Origin of the sequence: Spirillospora sp. NPDC047418, from assembly GCF_040643275.1 — a bacterium.
Classification (GTDB): Bacteria; Actinomycetota; Actinomycetes; order Streptosporangiales; family Streptosporangiaceae; genus Spirillospora.
Genome location: NZ_JBEYTW010000030.1, coordinates 17981 through 42021, shown reverse-complemented (window position 1 = coordinate 42021; position 24041 = coordinate 17981). Strand labels below are relative to the sequence as shown.

Below are 24041 nucleotides of genomic sequence, written 5' to 3'. Positions count from 1 at the left end.
GCAAGGAGATGAAATGTCGGGCAGCCAGATGTCGCCGCTCAACGTGCTGCCGGAGACGCGGGAACTCGCTCTCCAACTGGTCGCCGACGGCAAGATATCCAAGGCGGTCGGTCTGGTGCACAAGGCCACCGGCGCCGACCGCAAGCACGCCAAGACCTACGTCGAGGTCCTGCGAGCCGAGGTCCTCGCCCGGCACGTGCCCGTCGAACTCGAACGCGAGGCCATCTCGCTCGTGGCCAAGGGCAAGCCGATCGACGCCGCGAAACTCGTCGTCAACAACACCGATCTCAACCTCAAGGACGGCCATCGCTACATGGACGCCCTGAGGACAGGCCGGCTGGCAGCACGGCAAGACGAGCCCTGACCAGGAACCAGGCGGGCAGGGTAGATGTCGGAGTTCTCAGCATTGGCCGTCCTGTTCGCCGCTATCGCCTTTCCACTGGTCGTCCGGGTCTGGTGGCGTAAGCGCTGGGCGGGGCGGGCGGGCGTTCCCAGGCGGGCGCCTGGGGTGAAGGGCGCGCCGGAACTCCAGGTCACTCTGGGTCCCCGCGCCTACCGATGGCCGGTTGGCGTGGCGGTAGCCGGGCCCGTGGTCGGACTGCTCATCGTCGCGTCCACGTTGCCTGACGCCATGGCGCGCGGGTCCGGCGTTCCGATGTCGACCGCTTTGTTCTATGGCGGCGGCGGGCTGCTGGTGGGCTTGACCGGCCTCATCTGGGCTGTCCACGTCCATAGGACACGGCTCATCGTCACCATGAGAAGCGACGGTGTCGTGCTGCGTCGCCGTGATGCCGAGGCGGTGATTCCGGCGAGCGGCGTGTGCGCGGTCGGCATCACCTGGCCCATCAGCGACCCGACATGGACGCTTTGGTACGACTCGACGGTCGAGTCGGGCATCGACGCCTTGGCCACGGTGGAACGGCGAGGCCACGAGGCGGCCGCCACCCTGCTACGTGACCGATCGTTGCCTGCCGGCTGGCTGGACGCCGTCCAGACCGCCACCACGGAGATCGTCGGCGGCGCCTGGCGCGTCCTGGACGATCGCGGCCAAGAGGTCGCAGAGCCGCAACAGCGCGCGCTGTTCGAGGCCGATCGCGTTCTCGTGGATGGCGAAGGCCGCTACCGCAACGAACGTGGAGGCACCCTCCTCGCCCAAGCCTGCGGCCGGCTGGTGAAGCAGTCGACGGGAGGGGCGAGCTTCTGGGGCATCAACCCCAACAAGGGACGCAGGAGCATCGTCCTCCGCGACCCCCATGCCCGGACACTGCTCGTCGTCAACCGGGCGTCCCGAACGTTGGGCAAGGAACGCGTCACCGTCCTCGCCCCGGACGGGCATCGGCTCGGTGAGCTCAGCGGGCGCGGGAACATGTCGCTGCGCTCCGCCGACGGCGCTCCGCTCGGAACCGTCCGCCAAGACGGAGACCAGCACACGGTCGCCGACTCGACCGGGCGCGAGGTGGCGTCGCTGCGTACCAAGAGCAGTGCCGACAACAGCCGCATGTGGCTGCAGTTCTCGCCCGACTGCCCCGAGCCACTGCGCCCTCTCGCACTCGCGCTGCCCATCGCCGTCCGCCTCGGCCGGCAGGTTCGCGGCGGCACCCGCTAGGGTTCCGCCCACAGGCGGGCCAGCGCGTCCTCGGTCCCCGCTACGTTCGCGGCCGTCCCACCGGCAATGGCGTCGGCCACCGCCTTCACCTGGTGGCGAGGCAGGCTTCTCCCTCTGGACGTCACCATGCGGACGGACAGGAATTCCCTGCCACCGCCGCGGACGACGAGAAACGGAACGCCCCATTGGTCGCGCACGACCTCGACTGAACTTGCCTCGGCCAAGTCCGCGCGGTGAACTCTACGTAGTTTCTGCAAGCACAGCGTCGTCCCTTCCAGCCAAACGCGGTAGCGGAACGGCCCCACAACGCCCACCAGCCCAAACCAGAGGAACAGGACCCCACAGACGACCGGCATGAACGTCCAGAGCACGTTCATCCTCGCCAACTGGATCCCCAGGTACTCCACGAGCAGCCCACCGAATACGATCACACAGGCGCTCACATATTTCAGTGTTGCGGACATACCGCTGTCCAGCTTTACCAGGTTCTCGCTCACAGCGACCTTCTCCGATATTCCAGACGAACCGCCCTGAGTCTCTGCACCCTCTCACTTTCGGTGCTCCTCGCGGTCTGGATCGACCGCAGTGCTCGCGGCGGAGTTGGCGCACCAGCCCCCAGGCTGTCGGCGCCTCGCTCGTTTCCGGTGCGGCAGTAGGAGATCACCGAGGTCTTCGTGCACACGCTCGCGAAGGGACGGCTCGACAACGTCTCGCTCGGCGAGGCCGAGGCCGAGGTCGAGGTCGAGGCGACGCGGGCGGGGGTTCCCGGACGGGTTCCCGGACCCGGCTTCACACGTCCCTGAACGGTTCGGGTCAGGGGCGGCGGCGGGCGGTGGGGATGACGGTGGCGGCTATGCCGACGGCGGCGGCCAGGGTGAGGGCCGCGGCGGCGATGGCGAAGGCCATGTTGCGGCCGAAGCGGTCTTCGGGGGGCGGCTGGTCGATGGAGACGCGCTGGACGCCGGCGACGGGGGCGGCGCTCGGGTTGCCGGCCGTGCCGACGGTGGTGACGGCGCGGAGGGGGTTCACCACGCCGGAGCCGGTGCCCTGGGCCTGGGCGCCGTCGGCGGTGGCCTCGATGCGGTGCTTGACCTGCTGGTAGTTCAGCTTCGGGTTGAACGAGCGGATCAGCGCGGCGGTGCCGGCGACGTAGGGGGCCGCGAGGCTCGTGCCGTCGTCGAGTTTGTAGGAGCCGCGCGGCCAGGTGCTGATCACCGATTGGCCGGGTGCGGTCACGGTGACCGGGGTGACGGTGTTGGAGAAGTTCGCGAGCGTCCCGTCCTTGGCGAGGGCGCCGACGGAGATCACGCCGGGGTAGCTCGCCGGATACGCCTTCTGCGGGGTCTGCTTGGTGCGGTCGGTGAGGTTGCCGGCCACCGAGACGATCACCACGTCGCGCTGCTGCGCGTAGTGGACGGCCTGCCGCAGGTCGGGCAGGTCCGGCGACTGGGACGAGATGTTGATGACCTTCGCGCCGAGGTCGACCGCCTTCTTGATCGCCTGCGCGGCCCACTCGGACCGGTTGCCGCTGGCCTTCACGGCCATCTTCACCGAGATGATCTCGGCGTCGGGGGCGACGCCGACGAAGGGGATGCCCTTGTCGCGCATGTCCGCGGCGCCGATGATCCCGGCGACGGCGGTGCCGTGGCCGACGCAGTCCCGCAGGCCGCTCTTGGTCACGTCGTATGCCTTGACGTGCCCCCTGAGCTGCGGATGGTTCGTGTCCACACCGCTGTCGACGACGGCGACCTTCACGCCCCTGCCGCGCGTGTGCTCCCAGACGTCGGTGAAGTTGAGCCGCTCCTGCGGCCAGAGCTGGCGGGGGATCTCCTTCGCGGGGCTGCCGTAGACCAGTTCCTGCTCGCAGCCCGCCGCCCACGCCGGTGCCGCCCGGAGCGGCGCCACCTGCAGCGGGGGCGCGAGGAGCGCGCCCAGCGCGATGGCCGATGCGAGAGCGAGTGTCGACGTACGCCGCACCACCGTTCCTCCAGAGCCCGTATCGCGGCATGAGCAACAAGCACCCTATCGGGATGCGCCAGGACGGACATGTCGGCGTAATACCATCTGGCGGATGCAGTCGACGGCGCCAGTCCCCCCAGGGCCCGAGCAGCGTGCGGCGGCGCGGCGGTGGGCCGTGCCGGCGGCCCTGCTGGGCGTGGTCGCGGTGCTGGTGCCCGTGGTGTGGTTCGCCGGCGGGTTCAAGGCGACGCCCAAGCAGCCGGTCAAGAAGGCGGGAGAGCGGCTCGATCTCGGGTTGTTCGAGGTGACCGTCCACGATGCGCGGATCGGGCTGGCCCGCGGGACGTTCGGCACCGGCAGGCAGCGGTTCCTCATCGTCCGGATGCGGGTGCTCAACAAGGGCAAGGAGACCGAGTCGCTGGGCACCGGCGGGCTGACGGACGGCGTCGCCGCGCTCACCAAGGCCGGCAAATGGGTCAAGCCCGAACGGGTGGACGGGGTCGCGGCCGGCGCGCAGACCAACACGACGCAGCCGGGGCTGCCGGTCGAGGCGTCCGCGATGTGGGAGATGGGCCCGGCGGATTCCCCAGCCCGGCTGACCGTGGGCCTGCGCGAGTGGAACTACGATCACGGGTTCACCGACAGCGACTTCAACTGGATCGTCGACCAGAAGAGCGATGACTTCGCCGGACGCCTCACCCTGCCGGTGGGGGCGTCGTGAACGCGCGGCAGGTGCTCCTGCGGGGCGGCGCCGGGGTCGGCGGGACGGTCCTGCTCGCCGGCGCCATGTGGCTGCACTCGGTCCGGCCCGAGATCAGGGCCGCGGAGCTGGACCCGATCCGGACCGGCGGGACGATCGGGGAGCAGGTCGCGACCCGCGACTTCAGCGTGCGGGTCGACGGCGTGGTGGCGGCGCGGTCGCTGGCGCCGGGCTTCTCCCTCGGCCGCAAGCCCCCGGTCGGGACCGACGGGGTGTACCTCGTCGTCCGGCTCAGCGCGACGGCGGCGCGCGAACCGCTGCAGCTCAGGTCCGCGGACCTGGAGACACCGGGCGGCTACACCTTCCACGCCGACCCGCGCACCTCGGACGTCTCGGTCAACCAGCCGACGTTCCAGCCGATGATCTGGACGTCCACGAAGCTGGTGTTCGAGCTGCCGAAGGATCGGGTCGAGGGCGCGCGCCTGGTCGTGGGCACCGGCGGGCTGCTGCCGCAGCTGTCCTCGGCGGCCGACATCGACCTGGGGCTCGGCAAGGACCGGGCGGCGGAGCTCCTCCAGAAGGCGCCCGAGCGGTACCAGGTCAAGGCGGACGGCTCATGACGGCCTCCGACACCCGTCCCGACGGGATCCCGCTCCCCGGGCGCCCGGGGATACGTCCCCGCGACCGGCGGATCGTGCAGGCCATCGCGCTCGTGTGCGCGACGGCGGCGATGCTCGCCATCCCGTGGGCGGACGAGACCGGCACGGTCCGGAAGTTCTTGAAGCCGCCGGAGAAGGTGACGACCGTCCCCGAAGGCCAGATCGGCGAGCTGGCCGGCGCGCAGTGGAAGGTCTTCGACCGGAAGGTGGCCGAACCGCTCGGCGGCAAGGGCCAGGGGGACATCGTCGAACTGCGGCTCGCGGTCGCCGTCCGCCCCTCGGACGCCGCCGCCGCCAAGGCGGTCGGCTCCTACGGCCTGCAGTACCGCCTCCACGACGACGACGGCCACGCATGGTTCGCCAGCGGCGTCCGGACGACCGAACCGAAGGCGGGCGTCGCGCTGCGCATCACCGTCAAGGGGACGGTGCCCCGTGCCAAGGCGGACGCGCTGGAGCTGCGGATCCAGGCACCGAAGGAGACGCGGAAACCGGAGGACCCGCTGGCTTCGCTGCGTTTCGCCCGCTGACCCGCGCCATCACGAGGTTGAACGCCGCCGCCAGCAGGCACACGCGCAGGATCTCGAAGACCAGGCCCGTCCCGTAGCCGATGGCCGGCAGCCATTGCATCCACCACGTCACCTCGTGCGGGCCGATCAGCTCGTACACGAGCCGCCGGGACGCGTCCTCCCCCGCGTACAGGCCCGCGAACAGCAGGCAGAACGTGGCGAACGGCATCATCCCGGACCGGCGGACGAGCCGCAGCCCGTACCAGGCGGGCAGCCACATCTCCCGGAGCCCGCGGGTGAGCAGCTCGCGGGGGCTGTTGGTCCGGTCGATCCCGCCGGCCCGCGCGAGCCGCCGCCCGGCCCGGCCGCCGCCGAGCACGACCCGCTCGTCGCCCGCGTCCAGCCCGAGGACCACCCCGGCGATCACCAGCCAGATCAGCCCGCCGAGCACCGCGTCCTTGAACGGCGGCCACAGGCCGAACGCGGGGCCCGCGACGCCGTTCAGCCAGCCCCACACCTCCCGCCCGGTGAGCCAGCCGACGCCGAGGCCGCGCAGGTGGTCGATGGTGAAGATGCCGAACAGCGCGAAGTTGATCTCCAGGAAGGCGACGAGCGCGCCGATGGCGCGGGGCAGCCGCCGCTCCAGCCGCCACTCCGCCAGCACCTTCAGCACGAACAGGCCCGCGGTGAGGCCGATCGCGAGGCCGATGTGCCGCTCCAGCGACAGCAGCATCCCGGCGCCCTCGATCTGCCCCTGGACGCCGCCTTCGGCGAACCCGCGGCTCGCCGCCGCCGACGCGAACTCGCGGGCGTCCTCGCCGTGCATCCCCCACGCCAGGTAGAAGATGACGAACGGGAGCGCGGCGCGGCCGATCGCGCCGATCACCGGCTCCTCGTTGCCGACCGCCCACGGCGTCAGGTCGCCGTCCGCGGCGCGGGCGTGCACGACGTCCAGACCCTCCCGGACGCTGTGCACCATCAGCACCGCGACCGTCAGCGTGATCACCACGAGGAGGCCGATGGTGACGATCGGCGCGACGGACGCCGCCGTGCCCTTCATCTCCCCGAGCCGGTAGCCCCCGTACATGGCGCCGTAGCGCAGCAGCTCCCCCACCGTGAACCACAGGGACAGCGGCAGGACGAACCGCCCCGCGAGCTTCAGCGCGGCCCACGGGAGGTACAGCGGCGAACGCGCGGACGGCCAGGCCATGGCGCCCGATCGTAGACGATCAGCGCATACCGGCAATCTCGGACCGGTGGTCTCGGGTGGTGGTCTCGGGCCGATGGCTTCGGGCCGGTGGGCTCGGGCTGGTGGGGTCACGACGGCGAACCCCGCCGTCCCGGTGGGGTGGGACGGCGGGGTTCGGCTCCGAGTAGTTCGGTCAGACCAGGCAGGCCAGTCCGGTCGGACCTGCCGGGCCGGCCAGATCGGCCGGACCGGCGGGGTCGGTCAGATCGCGACTTCGAGGCCGGCGACCGTGCCGGTCTTCGCGGTGACGGTGTTGTCGACGCTCACGCCACCGGCCGCGAGGACGCGGACGGTCCAGTCGCCGTCGGCGGCGAAGAACCGGAACACGCCCTCGTCACCCGTGACCACCTCGGCGGTGAACTCGCCGGACGAGTCGAGCAGGCGGGCGTAGGCGCTGGACACCGGCGCGCCGGCGCGGGTGACGGTGCCCTGGATCACGGCCTCGTTGGCCAGGTCGACGGTCGCGGGAAGGTGAGCGGTCTGCTCGGGCGCTGCGCAGCCCTGGGTCATTGCTCCTCCAGTGGGAAGGTCGGCCGGGGTTACTTGGCGGCGCCGAGCTCGATCGGCACGCCGATCAGCGAGCCGTACTCGGTCCAGGAACCGTCGTAGTTCTTCACGTTCTCGATGCCGAGCAGCTCGCGCAGCGCGAACCAGGTGTGCGAGGAGCGCTCGCCGATGCGGCAGTAGGCGATCGTGTCCTTGCCGAGGTCGACGCCGGCTGCGGTGTAGAGCTCGCGGAGCTCCTCGTCGGACTTGAACGTGCCGTCGTCGTTGGCCGCCTTCGACCACGGGATGTTCGCCGCGGTCGGGATGTGCCCGGCCCGCTGCGACTGCTCCTGCGGCAGGTGCGCCGGGGCGAGCAGCTTGCCGCTGAACTCGTCGGGCGACCGGACGTCCACCAGGTTCTGCTTGCCGATCGCCTCGACGACCTCGTCGCGGTAGGCGCGGATCGTGAGGTCCTGGTCCTTGGCCTTGTAGTCGGTCGCCGGACGGGACGGAACGTCGGTGACGAGCTCGCGGGAGTCCAGCTCCCACTTCTTGCGGCCGCCGTCCAGCAGCTTCACGTTGCTGTGGCCGTACAGCTTGAAGTACCAGTACGCGTAGGCCGCGAACCAGTTGTTGTTGCCGCCGTACAGGATGACCAGGTCGTCGTTGGCGATGCCCTTGGCGGACAGCAGCTGCTCGAACCCGGTCTTGTCCACGAAGTCGCGGCGGACCGGGTCCTGCAGCTCGGTCTTCCAGTCGATCTTCACGGCGCCACGGATGTGGCCCTTGTCGTACGCGGACACGTCCTCGTCGACCTCGACGAGAACCAGGCCGGGGTCGTCCAGGTGGGACTCAACCCAGGCGGTGTCCACCAGGACGTCGGAGCGGCTCATGCCGGAACCTCCCTCTCGGAGCGAACTTTCGCGGTGATACGTCGGAAGAGCGGATACATCTCGCAGCCGAGGCAGAACCCGAACGCCGCGTTCAGGAACGCCGCCGCCAGCGCGAGGGCGGTGGCACCGATGCCGAGCCAGGTGGTCCCCGTCGCGTAGCCGACCGTTCCGACCAGGGCGAACGCCAGGCCGACACCCTGCGCGAAGCGGGGCGCGGCGGCGTCCTCCAGTTCCCTGGGCGGAGCGAGCCGGGGACGGATCAGCACTCTGAACACCAGTCCGTACGGGGCGTACCGGAGGCCGAGGGAGGTCGCGAGTGCGAACACGACGGCCTGAGCGGCGAGCAATGCCCAGCTTCCGGTCACCAGCACCACGATGAGGACGGCTGTCGTGACGGCCGCGCCGAAGCGCGGCCCACGCGGGTCAACCTGCATCGGGGTGCTCCTGGCGGAGGGAAGCGTGCGAACGAGCTGAGAAGTCGGAAAGCGCTCGGGGGCGGGTGGGCTCGATGCCTCAGGCCATGCGACAGAGCGAGGCGGCCACGCGGCAGAAGTCCACCGCACGGCGCTTCGTGAGCATCTGCTCTGTCCAGTTACGCACGGACTCGATGTTAAGCGGCAATCCACGCGCTGTCACATCCGTCTCGCCTTCCGAGACGGTGACATTCGTCTTATCGCAGGTCGTCGGAGTGCGGCTCATCCGATGACCTCACCGAGAGCGGCGATCACGTCGGGTTTGCGCGGGGCTCCGGTGGCGCGCCGGACGACGCGTCCGGCGCCGTCCAGGACGAGGACGGTCGGGGTCCGCACGATGTTCAGCCTGCGGACGAGGTCGAGGTTCGCCTCGGCGTCGAGTTCGACGTGCGCGACGCCGTCCACCATCTCGGTCACCTCGCCGAGGGTGCGGCGGGTGGCGCGGCACGGGGCGCAGAACGCGCTGGAGAACTGCAGGAGCGTGGCCTTCGGGCCGAGTTCGGCCCCCATGTCGTCCGGCCGGACGGTCTCCGCCACCTCGCCGTCCTCCCCTCGCCGGGCGCGCAGCACACCGTCACGGCTCCGCCGCACAAGGGCGAACACCGTGGCCGCGATGAGGACCGCCGCAGCGGTCAATGCTCCCGTCATCGCCGGTTACAACCGCGCCGCGCCGCGAATTCTTCCGTCCAGTCTTTCCGGCCAGTCTTTTCGGCCAGGCGGGGAGGGTCAGGTCGGGATCGTGAGGAGGGGCCGCCCGTCCAGCCCGACGACCTCGAACGAGAACAGCTGCCCGCGCGGGAACATCGTCGACCCGCGGTACTCGCCGTACCCCTCGTCGTAGGGGACGTACCAGCTGCCCAGCGCGTCGCGGCGGCCGTCCCGCGCGATCACCTGCAGCCGGCAGTGCGACCCCTTCGGCACACCGGCCAGGTGGAGTTCGACCTCGGTCCCCCACGCCTTCCTGCGCAGCACCACATAGCCCTTGATGTTGCTCGCCGGGTTCGAGGCACTGATCCGCTCGGCGGACGTCGCCGGGACGGACGTCGCCGGCGGCGGAGGCTGCGCCGCCGGCCCGCTGCCGTCCGACCCGATGGGCAGGACGAACCCGCCGAACAGGCCCCCGATCGCCAGCAGCAGGCAGGCCGCGGCGGCGAGCGGGGCCCATCCCGCGGGGCCCCGCCCGGCCCGGCGGCCGAACCATCCCCTCCGTCGTTCGGCCGCCCTCGTGAGCAGCCCGTCCAGCAGTTCGGGCGGCGGCCCGGCCACGCCTTCGAGCTGCTCCAGTTCGACCCGCCCGAGCATCGCGGGCAGCCCGGCCAGCCCGGCGAGCTCGTCCCGGCAGGCGGGGCAGTGCTCCAGGTGGCCGTCCAGCCGGCTCCGCTCGGCGGGATCCAGCGCGCCGAGCACGTACACGCCGAGTGAGGTGCGCACGGCCGCGCAGTCGTTCTCCGTGCGCCCGTTACCCGTGCGACCGTTACCCGTGCGATCGTTACCCGTGCGATCGTTCTCCGTGCGGTCGTTCATGGCGCCAACCCCCGCTCCTCCAATGCGAGTTTGAGCGCCCGCAGTGCGTAGAAGGTGCGGGACTTCACCGTGCCGGGCGGTATGCCGAGCGTCTTGGACGCCTCCGCCACCGACCGGCCCTTGTAGTAGGTCTCGACCAGCACCGCCCGGTGCGGGGGGCTCAGCCCGGCCAGGGCCTCCGCGACCGTCCAGGACTCCAGGGCCCGGTCGATGTCGTCGGAGCCGTCGGCGGTCATCATGACGTGCTCGTCGATGCCGGTCTCCGGTGGCCGCGCGCGCTTGGCCCGATGCGCGTCCACGACCAGGTTCCGGGCCACCGTGAACAGCCACGGGCGCACCGGACGTCCGGCCAGCGCCTCGGGATGTTTCCACGCGCGCAGCAGCGTCTCCTGCACGACGTCCTCGGCCTGGGTTCGGTCCCCTCCCGTCAGCCGCAGGACGTACCCGAGGAGGGGACCCCCGTGCTCGCTGTACAGGGCGCGAAGCAAACCCTCATCCGCGGTCGGACCCACACCACGTACACGTACGCGCCGACGGGCCGGTTCACCCGGGATCCCGGCTATCTCCCCGCCTGCTGGAGATCGTTCAGGTGGACGTTCTGCGCCGTCGCGGCGACGCGCAGCCCGTCCGGCGTCGGCTGGATCTCGCTGATCCGCGACCCGACGGGCAGGTCGGCGACCGGCACCGTCCAGGTCAGCGAACGCTTGACCAGCGCCAGCGGGATCTGCGTCGCCCCGTCCGACCCCACCGACACGGGCGTGACCGCGATGCCCTTCGCGGTCGGCTTGACCTCCACGACCGCGGTCCCGGTGACGGCGAAGCCGAGGATGTTCCCGGTCATCTCCACCGCGAGGTCGTCGCCCTTCGGCGCGATCGACTTGACCTCCTTGGGCGCCTCCTTCTTGATCACGTCATAGGGGATGACGGCGGACGCGGTGGCCGTGCGCGCGGTCACGTTCGCGGCGCTGCCCTTGCTGACCTCCGACAGCGGCGCGCTCACGCCCCGCATGTCCACCTTGACGCCGGAGACGGTGACGCCCTGCTCCGTCCAGTCCCCGATCCCGACCTCGATGTGCTCGTACTCGCCACCGACCGCCTGGGTCAGGAAGGGAAAGCCGTGGATGGTGACGTCCGGCTGCTGCTGCAGGTCGTACTGCGCGGCCACCTGCTCGCCGATCTTGTCCTGCGCGACCCGGACACCGATCCGGTCCGCGGCGACCAGCACCACGGCCACGAAGATCACCAGCACCAGCAGTACTTTCCGCATGTCTCTCCTTCGGGCTGCGGCATGCGATCGCCACACCTTAATGCGCGATTCGCCCCAATCGAGTCACGCCGGAGAATGACCTTGCGGCGGGCCGGGTCAGCCTCCCGCGAACGGCGGCAGCACCTCCACGACACCGCCGTCGGGCAGCACGACGGACTCGTGCGGCCGGCTCCCCACCGGATCTCCGCCGATGAGGAACGAACTCCGCCGGAGCACCCGCGCGAACTCGTCGTCCCGTCCCGCCGACGCCGCCGCGAGCGCCTCCGCCAGCGTCACCGCCTCGTACGGCTCCTCATGCGTCCCCGCCGCCGCCTTGGCGGCCGCCCAGTACCGCATCGTCCCCTTGGCCATGCGTCCAGTATTCACGGCCGCCGGCGATGGGTCGCCCGGTGGCGCCCCGGGACCGTCCGTGATGGTTCCGATATGATCCGGGTGAGGGATCCGGGCGACGAGGCCATGGAGTTCATCCGTAAGGCCCTTCACGGTCACCTCGTCCGCGAGCCGCTGACCGGCGCCGTCGGGCTTGAGGATGAGCCGCCTGGGTCCTACGTCATTTGACGGGAGGCGGCACTTGAGCAGCCTGCTCTTACTGACCAACGCACTGGAACCCTCCGACGAGGTCCTGCCGGCGCTCGGACTTCTGCTGCACTCCACACGGGTCGCCCCCGCCGAGGCGTCCGCGCTCATCGACGCGCCGCCGGCCGACATCGTGCTGGTGGACGCCCGCCGCGACCTCGTCCAGGCCAAGAGCCTGTGCCGCCTGCTGCGCACCACCGGCCTCGACTGCCCGCTCCTCGCGATCGTGACCGAAGGCGGCCTCGCCGCCCTCAGCCCCGAATGGGGCCTGGACGACGTCCTGCTGCAGACCGCCGGCCCCGCCGAGGTCGAGGCCCGCCTCCGCCTCGCCGTCGGACGCGCCGCCGCCGGCGCCGACTCCGACGAGGTCCCCGGCGAGATCCGCAGCGGCGACCTCACCATCGACGAGGCCACCTACACCGCCCGCCTCCGCGGCCGCGTCCTCGACCTGACCTTCAAAGAGTTCGAGCTGCTGAAGTACCTGGCCCAGCACCCGGGCCGCGTCTTCACCCGCGCCCAACTCCTCCAGGAGGTCTGGGGCTACGACTACTTCGGCGGCACCCGGACGGTCGACGTCCACGTCCGCCGCCTCCGCGCCAAACTGGGCGCCGAATACGAATCGCTGATCGGGACCGTCCGCAACGTCGGCTACCGCTTCGTCCCCGACCACCGCCCCGGCGACACAGAGGAGAAGACGCCGGCCCGCACATGACCCTCGACGACCACGGCCGCCGATACGCCGGGCAATGCACCGCCGGCGCCAGCATCGAGTGCCCGGATGCCCGATGATCGCCGGCCGGTCAGATTGAGACGCCCCTTCTGGCTGGGCGTGTCGGCACACTCGCCCACCAGGGCCCACGGCCTGACCGCTCGCCCACGTCCGACCCGCTCGGCAGAAGCCGCACAGCTCGGCACCGCCCAAGAACTTGCTGAGGCCCGGAGCCAGACGTCGATCACGCCTACCTCGATAGCGGGCCGATTGCGGACGTCGCGCCTGCGATAGCGGGTCACGACCGCTCGGTGCTCGCCAGGTTGATGTTGGTGGCGCACTCCACGGCGTAAGTAGACCCGGTAGGCACCGGATCGAACACCGGCGGGCCCTCCGACCGCCCCTTGGCCTTCCGGTGGGCCCGATGGTCGACCTTCGACGGGAATGGCATCCGCGATCCGGCGACAGCAGAGCGCACGTGCCCGGCGTGGGCGCCCCCGCCCCGCCCCGGCACAGGACCGAACGAACTCCAGGCCGTCCCCACACTGACCGCCGACGACCCGGCTTCGGCCCTGCTTATTAAGGCCGTCTCGGCGGCGGGCGCAGGTGCTTGGTTGATCTTGGTGTTGGGGGCGCGTGGGTGGGTGCGGGTTCGCCGGTCTGTGGGTGTGGGAGTTCGGCGGTTTGGTGTGATTGGTTGCGGGCGGGGGTGGTGAGCGGTCCGGCGCGGGGGTGGTGGTGGAGGCTGTCGCGGGCCGGCCGGGGTGTTGCTGGGCGGGTGCGCGGCCGCACCGACTTGACGCTCGGGCAGGTCGCGCGGCCTGTTGGGGGCGGAGTCGGTGGTGCGCCGGGTGGTTGAGCAGCGGGCGCCGTGCTCGCTCTGGCCCCAGACACCCGGTCGGCACGGCCTGCGGCCTCGGTGTTGCTTGTGGACCGGCGGGCAACCATAACCACTGCACCGCCCCCTGCGATTCGGGTGCGGCCCCGGGCCTGCCAGGGGCACGCACGTCATGGCCGGCGGCGGCACGGCACCCAGGGCAACCGGCAGACCACCATGCCTGACCAGCGGCCCCGGCAACGACAGCGCGCGGCGGCGGCATCGGCGACCATTTGCGCGGCCTTCCGCAGCGCTGAGCACAGACCTTCCAAAGAGGCGCTTAAACGCCACGTCAGGTGGATGAAAAGGTCATCACGCCACTGCGTGGACTGACGGACGTCTCGGAACGCTCGTCCTCGCCATAAGAGCGCAACCTGGACCGCCCCTTACGTTAGCTGGCGCTGACCTCCGGACGCGTGGCCAGCAGCTATGTATCCGGTTGTGGCCGCCCACAATCGATCGGCATAACTCATGAACGGCGGCGCGCAGCCTGCCTGCCAGCGGACGGAGCTCGTCCTCGGGTACCTCTCCTTCACCGGGAGATCGGTCCCACGGTCGTCCAGAGGCAGTCCATGACGGCGCAAGGGGGCCGTCCAGTGATCACGTGATCCCTGTCGTAGGTGTCGCAGGTGGCCGTCCCCCGTCCGAGCTACCCGCGACTGTCCACCGCGCGGTGATGCTTTCGTGGGCGGCGGATCAATAGCGTTCTCAATGTGAGCACGGCGCTCACCCAGAGCAATTCCGAGAGCCAGTTCTTTCGCCGGAGGAAATGATGATCCGCAACATCAAGAAGACCGCTGCCATCGCGATGTGCTGCGCCGTGGCCGGGGTGGGACTCACCGGCTGCGACGACACCTCGGGCACGGGGTCGTTCCCGTTCGACTCCGAGTCCCCCGAGAAGGCCGCCACCGACTTCACCGGCGTCCAGAAGATCAAGGTCGGGGGCCAGTCTCTGAACGTGTCCTGCTCGGGCGACTTGGCGGCGGACAAGCCGGTCATCGTCCTGCTGCCCGGACTCGGCGATGGACTGGACAAGATGGCCTCCCTCCAGAAGACCCTGAGCGAGAAGAACCGGGTCTGCTCCTACGACCGGCTCGGCGAGGGCAAGAGCGCCCAGCCGGGCGGTCCGCAGAGCTTCTCCGACACCGGGAAGGTCCTGACCGGCGTGCTGGACAGGGTCGCGGGCGACGGTCCAGTCGTCCTGGCCGGGCATTCGCTGGGTGGGGTGATCGCCGCCAGGTACGCCCCCGACCATCGGGGCAAGGTCAAGGGCCTGGTGCTCATGGACGCCACCTCGCCGACATCGGTCGCCGACATGAAGAACGCGATACCCCAGTCCGCGACCGGCCCGGCGGCCCAGTTGCGTGCGCAGAGTCTCGCGGTGACCAAGGGACAGAATCCGGAGAAGCTCACCATCCCCGACGGGAAGGTCCGGTCCGCCGGGAGCATTCCTGTGGCGGTGATCCAGCACGGGAAGCAGTACCTCGCAGCCGTGCCCGAGTACGGACCGGCCTTGGAGCGGTCGTGGGCCGCCGGACAGCGCAAGTGGCTCGCGGTGTCCAGCCAGAGCAAGCTGAGCACGGCCAAGAACAGCGAGCACTACATCTACGCCGACCAGCCCGACATCGCCGTCCAGGCCATCCAGCGCGTCACCACCCAGGCCGCGAACGCCAAGTGACCGTCGGCAACCAGCCATCGCACCGCGCCCGACCGTGCTGATAACGGTCTCGGGCGCGGTCGGCGTCTCCGCCCCCAGCACACACAATCCGCAGCGAGCTCAAGCAGCACCCGCGACGGCAACGATGACGGATTGGCCCATCTCTTCGAGGCGCCGCCACGGCCAGCAGGACGGCCTGTCCGCCCGGCCACCTGACCCATCTCACCCCGACTGTCCGTGCTCTAGGGGGAACCTCAGACCCCAGCCTGAGAGCGTGACAGAACGAGCTTGAACTCGGAGAACCGGAGCGCATCCATCCATTGGGGAGAGCAGACGGATGGCCCCGACGCCATGAACCAGGCGACCACGCACCGGGCACCGGGCGGGCAGGGCCATACGACCCGGCTGGGGTAGCCCGGCTGGGCACTGTTCGACGCTCTCGGCAACCGGGCCGCCGCACCGCTACCGGAACTGGCGATCGGTCCCGACGACGAAACCACCATCCTCCCCGCCGGGCTGGCGGGCTGGCGGGCTGGCGGGCTGGGCATCGTTCGACGCCCTCGGCGACCGGGCCGCGGCGCCGCTGCCGGAAGTGACGATCGGTCCCAACGACGAGGCCACCATCCTCTGCACCTCCGGCACCACGGGACGTCCGAAGGGCGCCCTCGGCACGCACCGCAATATCGCCACCAAGGGTGCGGCGCGGCGGCTAGGCCGCCCGGGATGTCGGCGGCGGCCGACTGGCTGCGGTGGTGTCCCAGGATGCTGTGGTGGTGAGGTTGCGGGTGCCCGGTGGGTGGAGGTGGTACGTGTAGCGGCCGTCGGGTCCCCGGTTGATGTGGATGCGGTCGGGGTTGGTGTGTTTGTAGCGGTTGTGCCATCCGCAGGTGAGGGTGAGTTGGTCGATGTCGGTGGGGTTGTGACCGAGGGCCCAGCCGTGGACGTGGTCGACTTCGCAGAGGGTGCCGGGGATTTGGCAGCCTTCGGCGGCGCAGGTGGGGTAGAGGGTTTCCAGGACTTGGCGTTGGCCGGGGGTGGCGAATCGGACGCGGTGGCCGAGGTAGAGGGGGGTGTTGTGGTGTCCGAGGAGGAGGGGTGAGACTCCGGCGGTGAGGGCGATGCGGCGGGCTTGTGCGGCGGGGATGGGTGTTCCGTCGGTGAGGCGGGCGGGGGTGGTGGTGCCGGTGAGGGTGTCCAGGTCGCAGATGACGGTGACCTTGGTGGCTTTGTGTCCGCCCGACAGGACGCTGCTCAGCGCGGCGGCGGTGCGTTCGGGCAGGTCGCGCGGGTCGTCGGTCCCGGCGGGTTTGGTGAGCGGGGTGAGGGTGCCGTCCCAGATGGCGGCGTCTTCGGCGTTGAGCCAGCCCCGGATGTAGCGGCCGCCGTCCAGGGACCGGGTGGAGTCGATCCAGGAATGCTCGTAGCCGCGGCGGGCCTCGCCGGGGGCGCGGTCGGTGTCGTCGCGTTCGGCGATGACCTCGCGGATGCGGCGGCCGAACGAGGCGACCTTCCCCGCCGAGCACCCCTGATCGACCAACCCCAGCAGAATGTCCTGCGCGGCGGCGCAGTCTTTATCGTCGAGGCGGGTGACGGCGCCGGCGATGGTGGCGGCGTATCCGGTGGACAGGGTTCCGGCCGTCCAGCGTCCGGTCACTTCGGTGAGGCGGTGCCGCTGCCGGGCCAGCGTGACCCGCTCCTTGGCGCGAGCATCGCGCATCCCGAGGCGGGACCGCAGCCACGCACGGGTGGAGGGGAAACCCCACCGCTGCACTTCACGGCTCCGATCCACGACGCCGACCAGATCGGCGAGGGCTGCCTCCTGCAGGTCACCCGCCGCAGCCAAAGCCTCCGCCAGTTCCATGCAGGCCGCCGCCGACTCCGGCGCGGCACGGCGGGCGAGTTCGGCCGCGATCGCCGAAGCAGCGTCCACCAATTCCCTGGTGGACGCCGCAGCGAGGTCGATCTCAGCCACTTCCATAGCCTCCACTTTACCTGACGCGACTCGTTATTGCATCGAATACCGATTCGAAATCTTGCCACTTCCATGCCACGCACAAAAGTACATCAATTCCACTTTAAAGACATTTCAGGAATGTTGGACGCCGTCGCCCTGGCAACTTGGGCGGCAGGTCTCACCCTGGCGTAAAGCTGTCCGGTAGTGGTGGAGACGTGCGGCAGAGGGGGCTGCTGGTGATCTGTGGTCCTCGGGGCCGGGTCGGTGGGCGGCCGTTGGGTTGTGCGTGAGGGTGATGGCGCGGATGGCGTGGTGGATGCCGTCGCGTTTGTGGCGGGTGCTGCGCGGGGCGGTTCGTCGCTTCATATGTGTGAAGGCGTGCTCGACGCGGGTGGCGCACCAGTGTGTGAACAGTGCCGTGCTCGTGCTGCCGGGCAGTCGGTTTAACGCCGCCGCCGCGCCGTTGCTGTTGCCGGGGCCGCCGGTCAGACACGGTGGTCTGCCGGTTGCCCTGGAGGCCGCCGCCGGCCATGACGTGCGCGCCCCTGGCAGGCCCGGGGCCCGCACCCGAATCACAGGGGGCGATGCAGTGCTTATGGTTGCCCGGCACCGGCACCGGCACTGGTGCCCGACCGCGACCACCAACCAGGTGCCGACGCCGACGACGACCCGCATGTCCACCGGGAAGCAGTAGGTGTCGGACGAGGCGATGACCGTCCCCCGTGGACCGGCACCGGCCCGCCGTCCACGAGCAACACCTGGGCCGGAGGCCGTGCCGACCGGATGCCAGGGGCCAGAGCGAGCACGGCGCCCGCTGCTCGACCACCCGGCGCATAGCCGACTCCGACACCCCCGACCCGCGACAGCCACCACCACCCCGCCCCGAACCGCTCACCACCCCCGCCCGCAACCAACCACACCAAACCGCCGAACTCCCACACCCACAGACCGGCGAACACCCGCACCCACCCACGCGCCCCCAACACCAAGATCAACCAAACATCTGCACCTGCCGCCCAGACCTGTTGCGGTGCATGGGTGGGTGTGGCGCGTCGGGTAAAGGATGGGCGGAGCCTGCCGGACGAAAAGCTGCTCACGGGGCCGTAGAGGTTCCGAAGTCAAGAATGGCCAGAGGTAATCGCGAAGCGGTGCCGAGGGCGCCCTTGGCTTCGGAGGGGTGGCCCCGTATGCAGGGCCGCTCCCACCACAATTCCACGAACAACGAACCGCCAGCCACACTCTTTCCATATCCGGCTGGCTGGGCCATCACGCGATTATCCGCGCAGAAGGAGGGGAGTAGCGGCAGCAACTTCACAAGATATCGGCGCTCGCCCCAGCTCCCTGAAGCTGTCAGGAGCTAGCGGTTACGGATCCCGTAGTCGGGTCGAGGAGAAGGCGGCCGGCCGTTGGGTGGCGAAAGTCGAACAAGTAGGCCAAGCTTCCCGCTCGACCGTCGAAGGAAGAGTGTCCGATGCGACCGGTGCCCCAGTTGTCCTCGATGAAGCGCAAGATGGACGCCTGCTCCACCGGATGGTGGTCCACGTGGTTCACCTTCGTATAAGGCGAGATCACCAGCAGCGGAAGGCGCTGACTAGGGCCGCAGCGGTCGTTGCGCCCACCGATCGCCTTCACTCGGCGACATTCCGGACGGTCTTCCGCGAGATCGTTGGAACCGTTGGTGATGTGCGGGCGGGCATGGTCGTACCAACCATCCGAGTCATCGTAGGCGAGGATGACCGCCGTGGACTTCCACTCCGGCGACTTCTGGATTTTATTGATGGTGGACGTGACGAACCGCTGCTCGTCCAGCGGGTCGGAGTAACCAGCATGGGCGTCCTGGTAGGCCGGAGCCTTGAGGAACGACACAGCAGGCATATTGTGCGCTGCCAGAGCGGCGTCGAAGTCCTTCAAATCGTACTGATGGTTGGCCTGATCGGTACGGCCGATCGCAGACACGGACGACGGCGGCAGATGCTTTTCATTAGCCGTCGATTCGTAGTACTGGAACGGCTCGTGGTGCGGACTGTAGTCGATGACCCGATTCTTGCCGATGTTGGCATGAGACGAGCCGCACACCTTATATCCACCCTTGATCCCGGTCGGACGGAACCCGCCCTGGAACCACCCCCAAGTGACATTCTTCGCGTTGAGGAGGTCGCCTATGTTGCGGCCGGTCATCACCGCGAGATTGTTGTCGGACGTGTGATCGTTGTCCGAGCAGTCATCGAACGCCGGGTCGGGGTCGGTGATGACCGTCCCTATGCCTTCAGAGTCCGGTGACGCCATCACGGATGAATCTGAGACCTTGTCATGGGTTCTCGGGTCGACCGCGTAAGCGCCGTATGTCTGTCCCGAAACAAGGTTGAGCGCACCGGGCGTGGACGGTCCGAACACCGAATCCCAGGAGTTGTCGCTCATCGCATAGTGCTGCGCGTAGTTCCACATCGCGGTGACCGTATTGCCGTCGAAGTAGTCCATGACCAGGCCGGGCTCGCCGAAGAGGATGGGTTCTCCGGTGCACTTGTCGTGCTCGGTGAACTCAACGAACTTGTCCATGCGGCCACCGTTGACGGCTTTCTGCTCGGCAGCGTAGCCATGGTTCTGGTCACAGGTAAGGGCCTCGGACGGGCCAAGGCGCTTAGGGTCGTACCGGTTCGGGTTTTCGGTGAGGAGTCTCTTCGTCAGACCATTGACGTTCGGCGTGTGCGCGACGGCACGGAAGGGCGTCCCATCGGTGTTGGCGGCGTCCGGATACGTACCGAAGTAGTGGTCGAACGAGACGTTCTCCCCATAGATGACCACCAGATGCTCGATCGGCGTCCGCGGCGAAGCCCCTGGGGAAGCGGCCACGGCCCGGTCGTCCCTGGCGGACACGTAGGCGACTGCCAACGCCCCGATGGCCGCCACGGACACCACGGACACGGCCGATGCTGCCAGCTTGCGCATATGTCCTCCTCTACTACGCGAGTAGAGCCCTGCCGAAGTGGTCCGATGCATCAACGACACCCGGAAGTGTGAAGAAATAGCCACCGCCGAACGGAGATATGTAGTCGGTGAGCGGCTCGTCCAGCAGCCGCTCCTGGACAGCCTCGAACTGGCGGCGCGGGTCCTGCTGGAAGCACGTGAAAACCAGGCCCATGTCGAGGTCGCCGACCTCGTCCACACCACGGTCGTAGTTCCAGGAACGGCGCAGCACGCGGCTGGCCTCGGTCTCGGGGACGCGCGGATTCGCGCGCCGAATGTGGCTCGTCAACGGTATGACGTCGCCGATCGGGTCCATGGCGTAGCGCGGGACGTCCCGCTCTCGGGTGCCGTCGAGCGGCGCGCCGGTCTCGCGGCTGCGGCCGAACATCCGCTCCTGCTCGGCGAGGCCGACCCGGTCCCAGAACTCCACGAACATCCGGATGATCCGGACGACCTGGTACGTGCCGTGCGCCGTCCAGTCGGGCTCGGCCCCGTCCCGCGCGGCCCAGATGAGGCGGCCCATGTCCCCGCCATGCCGGACGTTGGGGTTGGCGATGCCGTCCTTGAAACCCAGGAGGTTCCGGGGCGTCCCGGACGGACGCGGCCTGCTGACGAAGCCGTTCGCCCGCCAGCGGACCTGCATCGCGCCGCGCGTGTGCCGGCAGACGTCGCGCAGCGCGTGCAGGACGGTGTCCTCATCGCGTGCGGTGAACTGCAGCAGCAGATCGCCATGGCACCAGGCGAGGTCGAGGTCGTCGTTCGGGAACGTCGGCATCGCCGTCAAGCGCGCCGGACACCGCGACGCCAGGCCGAACCGCTCGTCGAAGAGGGACGCGCCGACACCGGCGGTCACCGTGAGGCCGCCCGCCGGGACGTCCGGACCGAGGATCCCGGAGTCGGGCGGCGGCCCGGTGACCCCCACCTGGGACGGCGCACCGCCGCTGGTCAGCGCACGGGCACGGCCCGTCAGCGCCCGCAACAAGGAGCCGAGTTCGGCGCGCCGCTCCGTGATCACGTCGAACGCCACGATGATCGCGCGAGGCTGCGGCTCGTCCAGGATCCCCGCCTGGTGAACGCCGTGAAACCCGCCCGGCGAAACCGGCCCCGACGCCGCCCCATCCTTGGCCGGCAAGACCCGCCCAGGCGCCGCCGCACCCCCGATCGGCCCGCCCCGGACGACCGCTCCCGCTACCCCGGCAACCGCCGCCCCGCGCAGAACCGCACGACGCCCCAGCCCGCTCACACCCTCCGCCCCCACACCCACTCCCCCGTTCGCACGCACGTCATCCGACAAACGCCCCGTACCGGCGTCCCTGCCCCGCCAGCGCCTGCCGCCCGTCGCCCGCACAAAATGGCGCATGGACGCGCCTTTGGACGACCTCCGCCCCGCTCGGCGATCCTCCGTCCCTGCGGTTGCCCCTCCTCCACGCTTGACCGTCTCCCTCCGCGCCAGACGACATCCGCCCACGCGCAGACCCCCGGTCCACAGCCGACGACACCCGCACCGGACTTGCCCGACCTTCGTTCCCACCCGGCGATCCCTCGTCCCTGCAGTCGTCCCTCCACACACCCGACCGCCGCCGCCCGCGTCCAACGGCACTCGCCCACACGACACTGTGGCCGCGCCCAACGACGTTCCTCGGCTTGGGCGACGACCCTTCACCTCTGCCTGATGGACTCCCGCCTGCGCTTATGGAGTCTTGTGCCAGCGAGTCCACATCTGCTTGCGCCAAGCCGGCTTCCGTCCCGGATGTCCATCCAGGTCCCCGCCCTAGCGTCGGCTCTCGGTCTTTCCTCAGCAGACCAAGGTTCATGGTCTTGTTCGGATTGCGGCGATGGTCGCGACCGACGACAGAAGCTCGACGAGTTCGCCGACGGCGCCGTCTATACGTTCGCGTTCCAAGGTGCTCAGCCGGTCCAGTGGCGTCCACTCGCCGTGCCGATGCTGTGCCTGTAGCAGGTGCGCAGTGCGGCCGAGCCAGTCGTCGATCTCGGCCAGGTCCATTTGGTCTTCGAGCAGCGGACGCAGCGGGCCGAGGACCGCGCGAGTTCCGTCGAGGTTGGCGGCGGCCGTGGCAAGCATCGTCCCGCTGCCCTGGTCGGCCTTGCCCGTCAACTCGAACTGGAGCGTGTTCTCGAGGATCTCGTGGGCGCGCAGCCCGAGGTCGCCAGCGTCGATCTGCTCGCGTGGGAAGTCGTCCCGCAGGGACTCGACGTCAGAGGCGAGGCGGTCGGCCCAGGCACGCAGGGACGCCGGCGGATCACCATGCCACAACCCGTACTCCACCCGATGGAACCCGGTGAAACCGGCATCGTGGACACCCTTCGGCAGCCCCGCCGGACGACCGTCGATCTTGTCGGCGAAGTCGCCGAACGTCCCGTAGGCGGCGCCGAGTCGCTCGTAGGCGAGGTGCGCGGGCAGCCATGCCGCGCGCGCCGCGTCCAGGTCGCCCGACCGGACGGCGTCGCGCAACTCGTCCGTGCGGGTCTCCAGCGTGCCGAGGCCATGGGACACGTAAGCCCGGTAAGCGCGCAGTGCCGGATACAGATCGTTGCGCGTGATCGGCCGGACGCCGCGTGCTCCCCCGGCCGCGCCGGTCACCACGACGTCCGACCCCACCGTGATGGACGAGGCGTCCGCCGCTCGGCATGTGACCCGGTATGTCCCGGCCGCGAGTCTGACGTGCAGTGGACGGGTCGTCCCCGGCCCTACGTCCTCCACCTCCGCGAAGACCGCCCCGCCCGAGACGACGGTGACATCTACCGCCGAGGAGTCGCCGTTGTGGACGAGCAGGGCTTGTGAGCCAGCGTGCGCATAGGGCCAGCCTTGCCCGCAATGTGACCGCCCCAACTGCACGGTGACTGCGCCGATCCCCGAGCCGCCGCCGCAGCCCGAAAGCACAGCGGCCGCAGTGACCAGACACAGCGGGACACGGCGACGCCCGCCCGTCATCCTGATCACCGCCCAGGCCGTCACTCACCTCTAACAAGCCAACGGCACCGTAGAACACGCAGCGTTATCAATCGCCGACCTACTGTCATTCGGCGCGCCGCGACAAGCAACATGGCGTCCACAGAAACGGAGGGCGCTATGGACGGCCACACTCGCGTCATGGCAGCCCAGAACAGTGCAGTGCAGCGCCGCACGGTGCAACCGCCGCACGCTGAGTGGGGCCGGCGTGCGGGGTTAGCCGAAGCGGCCGGTGATGTAGTCCTCGGTGGCCTTCTGCTCGGGGTTCGCGAAGATCTTGCTGGTGTCGTCGACCTCGATGAGCTTGCCCGGCTTACCGGTCCCGGCGATGTTGAAGAAGGCGGTGCGGTCGCTGACGCGGGCCGCCTGCTGCATGTTGTGGGTGACGATCACGATCGTGTACTGCGTCTTCAGCTTGTCGATCAGGTCCTCGATCGCGAGCGTGGAGATGGGGTCGAGGGCGGAGCACGGCTCGTCCATCAGCAGGACCTGCGGCTGGACGGCGATGGCGCGGGCGATGCACAGCCGCTGCTGCTGGCCGCCCGACAGGCCCGCGCCGGGCTTGCCGAGCCGGTCCTTGACCTCGTTCCACAGGTTGGCGCCGCGCAGCGACTCCTCGACGATCTCGTCCAGGCGGGACTTGCGGCGCACGCCGTTCAGTTTGAGCCCGGCAGCGACGTTGTCGTAGATCGACATGGTCGGGAACGGGTTGGGCCGCTGGAAGACCATGCCGACGACCCGGCGCACCGCGACGGGGTCGACGGACGAGTCGTACAGGTCCTCGTCGTCCAGCATGACCTTGCCCTCGACGCGCGCGCCCGGAATGACCTCGTGCATCCGGTTCAGTGTGCGCAGGAACGTGGACTTGCCGCAGCCCGACGGCCCGATGAACGCGGTCACCGAGCGCGGCTCGATCGTCATCGAGATGTCCTCGATGGCGTGGACGCCGCCGTAGTAGGCGTGCAACCCGGAGACGTCGATCCGCTTGGCCATGGTTGTCCTCTCTGACGG

The 24041-nt window shown here is 69.7% G+C and carries 26 protein-coding genes and 1 pseudogene; 10 read left to right on the top strand and 17 right to left on the bottom strand.

Annotation, left to right across the window (positions count from 1 at the left end; translation table 11 throughout):
- The first annotated feature begins 13 nt into the window (after positions 1-13).
- Both ABZ806_RS20295 and ABZ806_RS20290 read left to right on the top strand, forming a co-directional pair.
- Positions 14-364: a hypothetical protein gene (locus ABZ806_RS20295; protein WP_500218868.1), complete on the top strand. Its 351-nt coding sequence runs from the start codon at positions 14-16 to the stop codon at positions 362-364.
- A 24-nt stretch (positions 365-388) separates the two neighbouring features.
- On the top strand, positions 389-1606 hold the full coding sequence (locus ABZ806_RS20290; RefSeq protein ID WP_500218867.1) for a hypothetical protein: 1218 nt from the start codon (positions 389-391) through the stop codon (positions 1604-1606).
- On the opposite strand, the gene ABZ806_RS20285 is transcribed toward ABZ806_RS20290, so the two are convergent.
- A complete protein-coding gene (locus tag ABZ806_RS20285) occupies positions 1603-2103 on the bottom strand; it encodes a hypothetical protein (RefSeq protein WP_500218866.1) in 501 nt (166 codons plus the stop codon). The two genes, ABZ806_RS20290 and ABZ806_RS20285, sit on opposite strands and share 4 nt — an antisense overlap.
- Before the next feature lie 177 nt (positions 2104-2280).
- On the opposite strand from ABZ806_RS20285, the gene ABZ806_RS20280 reads away from it, so the two are divergent.
- Entirely contained in the window at positions 2281-2409 is a 129-nt protein-coding gene (locus ABZ806_RS20280) for a hypothetical protein (RefSeq protein ID WP_500218865.1), read from the top strand.
- Between the two features lie 10 nt (positions 2410-2419).
- Here the strand turns inward: ABZ806_RS20280 and ABZ806_RS20275 are convergent, their stop codons facing one another.
- Positions 2420-3583: a S8 family serine peptidase gene (locus tag ABZ806_RS20275; protein WP_500218864.1), complete on the bottom strand. Its 1164-nt coding sequence runs from the start codon at positions 3581-3583 to the stop codon at positions 2420-2422.
- Between the two features lie 94 nt (positions 3584-3677).
- On the opposite strand from ABZ806_RS20275, the gene ABZ806_RS20270 reads away from it, so the two are divergent.
- Genes ABZ806_RS20270 through ABZ806_RS20260 form a run of 3 tightly spaced genes read left to right on the top strand, consistent with a single transcriptional unit; the run spans position 3678 to position 5451 of the window.
- The gene (locus ABZ806_RS20270) at positions 3678-4286 is read left to right on the top strand and encodes a hypothetical protein (RefSeq protein WP_500218863.1); all 609 of its coding nucleotides are present in this window, start codon (positions 3678-3680) and stop codon (positions 4284-4286) included.
- Positions 4283-4885 carry a hypothetical protein gene (locus ABZ806_RS20265; RefSeq protein ID WP_500218862.1) on the top strand — a complete coding sequence of 201 codons (603 nt, stop codon included), beginning with the start codon at positions 4283-4285 and terminating at the stop codon, positions 4883-4885. Before ABZ806_RS20270 ends, ABZ806_RS20265 begins: the two co-directional genes overlap by 4 nt.
- The gene (locus ABZ806_RS20260; protein ID WP_500218861.1) at positions 4882-5451 is read left to right on the top strand and encodes a hypothetical protein; all 570 of its coding nucleotides are present in this window, start codon (positions 4882-4884) and stop codon (positions 5449-5451) included. The genes ABZ806_RS20265 and ABZ806_RS20260 overlap by 4 nt, the downstream gene beginning before the upstream one ends.
- On the opposite strand, the gene ABZ806_RS20255 is transcribed toward ABZ806_RS20260, so the two are convergent.
- The 10 genes from ABZ806_RS20255 to ABZ806_RS20210 all read right to left on the bottom strand — a co-directional run bounded on the left by ABZ806_RS20255 (position 5339) and on the right by ABZ806_RS20210 (position 11673).
- Entirely contained in the window at positions 5339-6640 is a 1302-nt protein-coding gene (locus ABZ806_RS20255) for a hypothetical protein (RefSeq protein WP_500218860.1), read from the bottom strand. The two genes, ABZ806_RS20260 and ABZ806_RS20255, sit on opposite strands and share 113 nt — an antisense overlap.
- Positions 6641-6880: 240 nt before the next feature.
- Positions 6881-7189: a DUF1416 domain-containing protein gene (locus ABZ806_RS20250; protein ID WP_500218859.1), complete on the bottom strand. Its 309-nt coding sequence runs from the start codon at positions 7187-7189 to the stop codon at positions 6881-6883.
- 29 nt (positions 7190-7218) lie between these two features.
- A complete protein-coding gene (locus ABZ806_RS20245) occupies positions 7219-8058 on the bottom strand; it encodes a sulfurtransferase (RefSeq protein WP_500218858.1) in 840 nt (279 codons plus the stop codon).
- Positions 8055-8492 (bottom strand): DUF4395 domain-containing protein, encoded by a 438-nt coding sequence (locus tag ABZ806_RS20240; protein ID WP_500218857.1) that lies wholly within the window; start codon positions 8490-8492, stop codon positions 8055-8057. Before ABZ806_RS20240 ends, ABZ806_RS20245 begins: the two co-directional genes overlap by 4 nt.
- Before the next feature lie 79 nt (positions 8493-8571).
- The gene (locus ABZ806_RS20235; RefSeq protein ID WP_353819285.1) at positions 8572-8637 is read right to left on the bottom strand and encodes a putative leader peptide; all 66 of its coding nucleotides are present in this window, start codon (positions 8635-8637) and stop codon (positions 8572-8574) included.
- 116 nt (positions 8638-8753) lie between these two features.
- Complete coding sequence (locus ABZ806_RS20230; RefSeq protein WP_500218906.1) at positions 8754-9041, bottom strand: TlpA family protein disulfide reductase; 288 nt, start codon at positions 9039-9041, stop codon at positions 8754-8756.
- Between the two features lie 216 nt (positions 9042-9257).
- On the bottom strand, positions 9258-9962 hold the full coding sequence (locus ABZ806_RS20225; protein WP_500218856.1) for an anti-sigma factor family protein: 705 nt from the start codon (positions 9960-9962) through the stop codon (positions 9258-9260).
- An 89-nt stretch (positions 9963-10051) separates the two neighbouring features.
- Positions 10052-10609: a sigma-70 family RNA polymerase sigma factor gene (locus tag ABZ806_RS20220; protein ID WP_500218905.1), complete on the bottom strand. Its 558-nt coding sequence runs from the start codon at positions 10607-10609 to the stop codon at positions 10052-10054.
- Between the two features lie 5 nt (positions 10610-10614).
- Entirely contained in the window at positions 10615-11322 is a 708-nt protein-coding gene (locus tag ABZ806_RS20215) for an LmeA family phospholipid-binding protein (protein WP_500218855.1), read from the bottom strand.
- A 96-nt stretch (positions 11323-11418) separates the two neighbouring features.
- Positions 11419-11673: a MoaD/ThiS family protein gene (locus ABZ806_RS20210; RefSeq protein WP_500218854.1), complete on the bottom strand. Its 255-nt coding sequence runs from the start codon at positions 11671-11673 to the stop codon at positions 11419-11421.
- Between the two features lie 72 nt (positions 11674-11745).
- Here ABZ806_RS20210 and ABZ806_RS20205 point away from each other — a divergent pair, with 72 nt between their 5' ends.
- The 4 genes and pseudogenes from ABZ806_RS20205 to ABZ806_RS20190 all read left to right on the top strand — a co-directional run.
- Positions 11746-11880 (top strand): hypothetical protein, encoded by a 135-nt coding sequence (locus tag ABZ806_RS20205; protein WP_500218853.1) that lies wholly within the window; start codon positions 11746-11748, stop codon positions 11878-11880.
- A gap of 13 nt (positions 11881-11893) precedes the next feature.
- On the top strand, positions 11894-12610 hold the full coding sequence (locus ABZ806_RS20200; protein ID WP_500218852.1) for a winged helix-turn-helix transcriptional regulator: 717 nt from the start codon (positions 11894-11896) through the stop codon (positions 12608-12610).
- Between the two features lie 1646 nt (positions 12611-14256).
- The gene (locus ABZ806_RS20195) at positions 14257-15162 is read left to right on the top strand and encodes an alpha/beta fold hydrolase (protein WP_500218850.1); all 906 of its coding nucleotides are present in this window, start codon (positions 14257-14259) and stop codon (positions 15160-15162) included.
- Between the two features lie 373 nt (positions 15163-15535).
- Positions 15536-15826: pseudogene (locus tag ABZ806_RS20190) on the top strand (AMP-binding protein); the annotation flags it as partial.
- A 24-nt stretch (positions 15827-15850) separates the two neighbouring features.
- Here the strand turns inward: ABZ806_RS20190 and ABZ806_RS20185 are convergent.
- From ABZ806_RS20185 to pstB, 5 genes are all read right to left on the bottom strand, one after another.
- Complete coding sequence (locus ABZ806_RS20185; protein WP_500218849.1) at positions 15851-17119, bottom strand: HNH endonuclease signature motif containing protein; 1269 nt, start codon at positions 17117-17119, stop codon at positions 15851-15853.
- 1326 nt (positions 17120-18445) lie between these two features.
- Positions 18446-20041, bottom strand: a complete 1596-nt coding sequence (locus ABZ806_RS20180; protein WP_500218848.1) for a phospholipase C — start codon at positions 20039-20041, stop codon at positions 18446-18448.
- Between the two features lie 13 nt (positions 20042-20054).
- Positions 20055-21419: a Dyp-type peroxidase gene (locus ABZ806_RS20175; protein ID WP_500218847.1), complete on the bottom strand. Its 1365-nt coding sequence runs from the start codon at positions 21417-21419 to the stop codon at positions 20055-20057.
- Between the two features lie 450 nt (positions 21420-21869).
- Positions 21870-22679 carry an EfeM/EfeO family lipoprotein gene (locus tag ABZ806_RS20170; RefSeq protein ID WP_500218846.1) on the bottom strand — a complete coding sequence of 270 codons (810 nt, stop codon included), beginning with the start codon at positions 22677-22679 and terminating at the stop codon, positions 21870-21872.
- A 567-nt stretch (positions 22680-23246) separates the two neighbouring features.
- Positions 23247-24023: a phosphate ABC transporter ATP-binding protein PstB gene (gene pstB / locus ABZ806_RS20165; protein ID WP_500218845.1), complete on the bottom strand. Its 777-nt coding sequence runs from the start codon at positions 24021-24023 to the stop codon at positions 23247-23249.
- Positions 24024-24041 lie beyond the last annotated feature (18 nt).

Excerpts from the sequence above, each read along its gene's own strand:
- ABZ806_RS20295 (WP_500218868.1), top strand. The coding sequence starts at position 14 with ATGTCGGGCAGCCAGATGTCGCCGCTCAACGTGCTGCCGGAGACGCGG.
- ABZ806_RS20290 (WP_500218867.1), top strand. The coding sequence starts at position 389 with ATGTCGGAGTTCTCAGCATTGGCCGTCCTGTTCGCCGCTATCGCCTTT.
- ABZ806_RS20270 (WP_500218863.1), top strand. The coding sequence starts at position 3,678 with ATGCAGTCGACGGCGCCAGTCCCCCCAGGGCCCGAGCAGCGTGCGGCG.
- ABZ806_RS20260 (WP_500218861.1), top strand. The coding sequence starts at position 4,882 with ATGACGGCCTCCGACACCCGTCCCGACGGGATCCCGCTCCCCGGGCGC.
- ABZ806_RS20255 (WP_500218860.1), bottom strand. The coding sequence starts at position 6,640 with ATGGCCTGGCCGTCCGCGCGTTCGCCGCTGTACCTCCCGTGGGCCGCG.
- ABZ806_RS20250 (WP_500218859.1), bottom strand. The coding sequence starts at position 7,189 with ATGACCCAGGGCTGCGCAGCGCCCGAGCAGACCGCTCACCTTCCCGCG.
- ABZ806_RS20245 (WP_500218858.1), bottom strand. The coding sequence starts at position 8,058 with ATGAGCCGCTCCGACGTCCTGGTGGACACCGCCTGGGTTGAGTCCCAC.
- ABZ806_RS20240 (WP_500218857.1), bottom strand. The coding sequence starts at position 8,492 with ATGCAGGTTGACCCGCGTGGGCCGCGCTTCGGCGCGGCCGTCACGACA.
- ABZ806_RS20230 (WP_500218906.1), bottom strand. The coding sequence starts at position 9,041 with ATGGGGGCCGAACTCGGCCCGAAGGCCACGCTCCTGCAGTTCTCCAGC.
- ABZ806_RS20215 (WP_500218855.1), bottom strand. The coding sequence starts at position 11,322 with ATGCGGAAAGTACTGCTGGTGCTGGTGATCTTCGTGGCCGTGGTGCTG.
- ABZ806_RS20210 (WP_500218854.1), bottom strand. The coding sequence starts at position 11,673 with ATGGCCAAGGGGACGATGCGGTACTGGGCGGCCGCCAAGGCGGCGGCG.
- ABZ806_RS20205 (WP_500218853.1), top strand. The coding sequence starts at position 11,746 with ATGATCCGGGTGAGGGATCCGGGCGACGAGGCCATGGAGTTCATCCGT.
- ABZ806_RS20195 (WP_500218850.1), top strand. The coding sequence starts at position 14,257 with ATGATCCGCAACATCAAGAAGACCGCTGCCATCGCGATGTGCTGCGCC.
- ABZ806_RS20185 (WP_500218849.1), bottom strand. The coding sequence starts at position 17,119 with ATGGAAGTGGCTGAGATCGACCTCGCTGCGGCGTCCACCAGGGAATTG.
- ABZ806_RS20180 (WP_500218848.1), bottom strand. The coding sequence starts at position 20,041 with ATGCGCAAGCTGGCAGCATCGGCCGTGTCCGTGGTGTCCGTGGCGGCC.
- ABZ806_RS20175 (WP_500218847.1), bottom strand. The coding sequence starts at position 21,419 with ATGCGCCATTTTGTGCGGGCGACGGGCGGCAGGCGCTGGCGGGGCAGG.
- pstB (WP_500218845.1), bottom strand. The coding sequence starts at position 24,023 with ATGGCCAAGCGGATCGACGTCTCCGGGTTGCACGCCTACTACGGCGGC.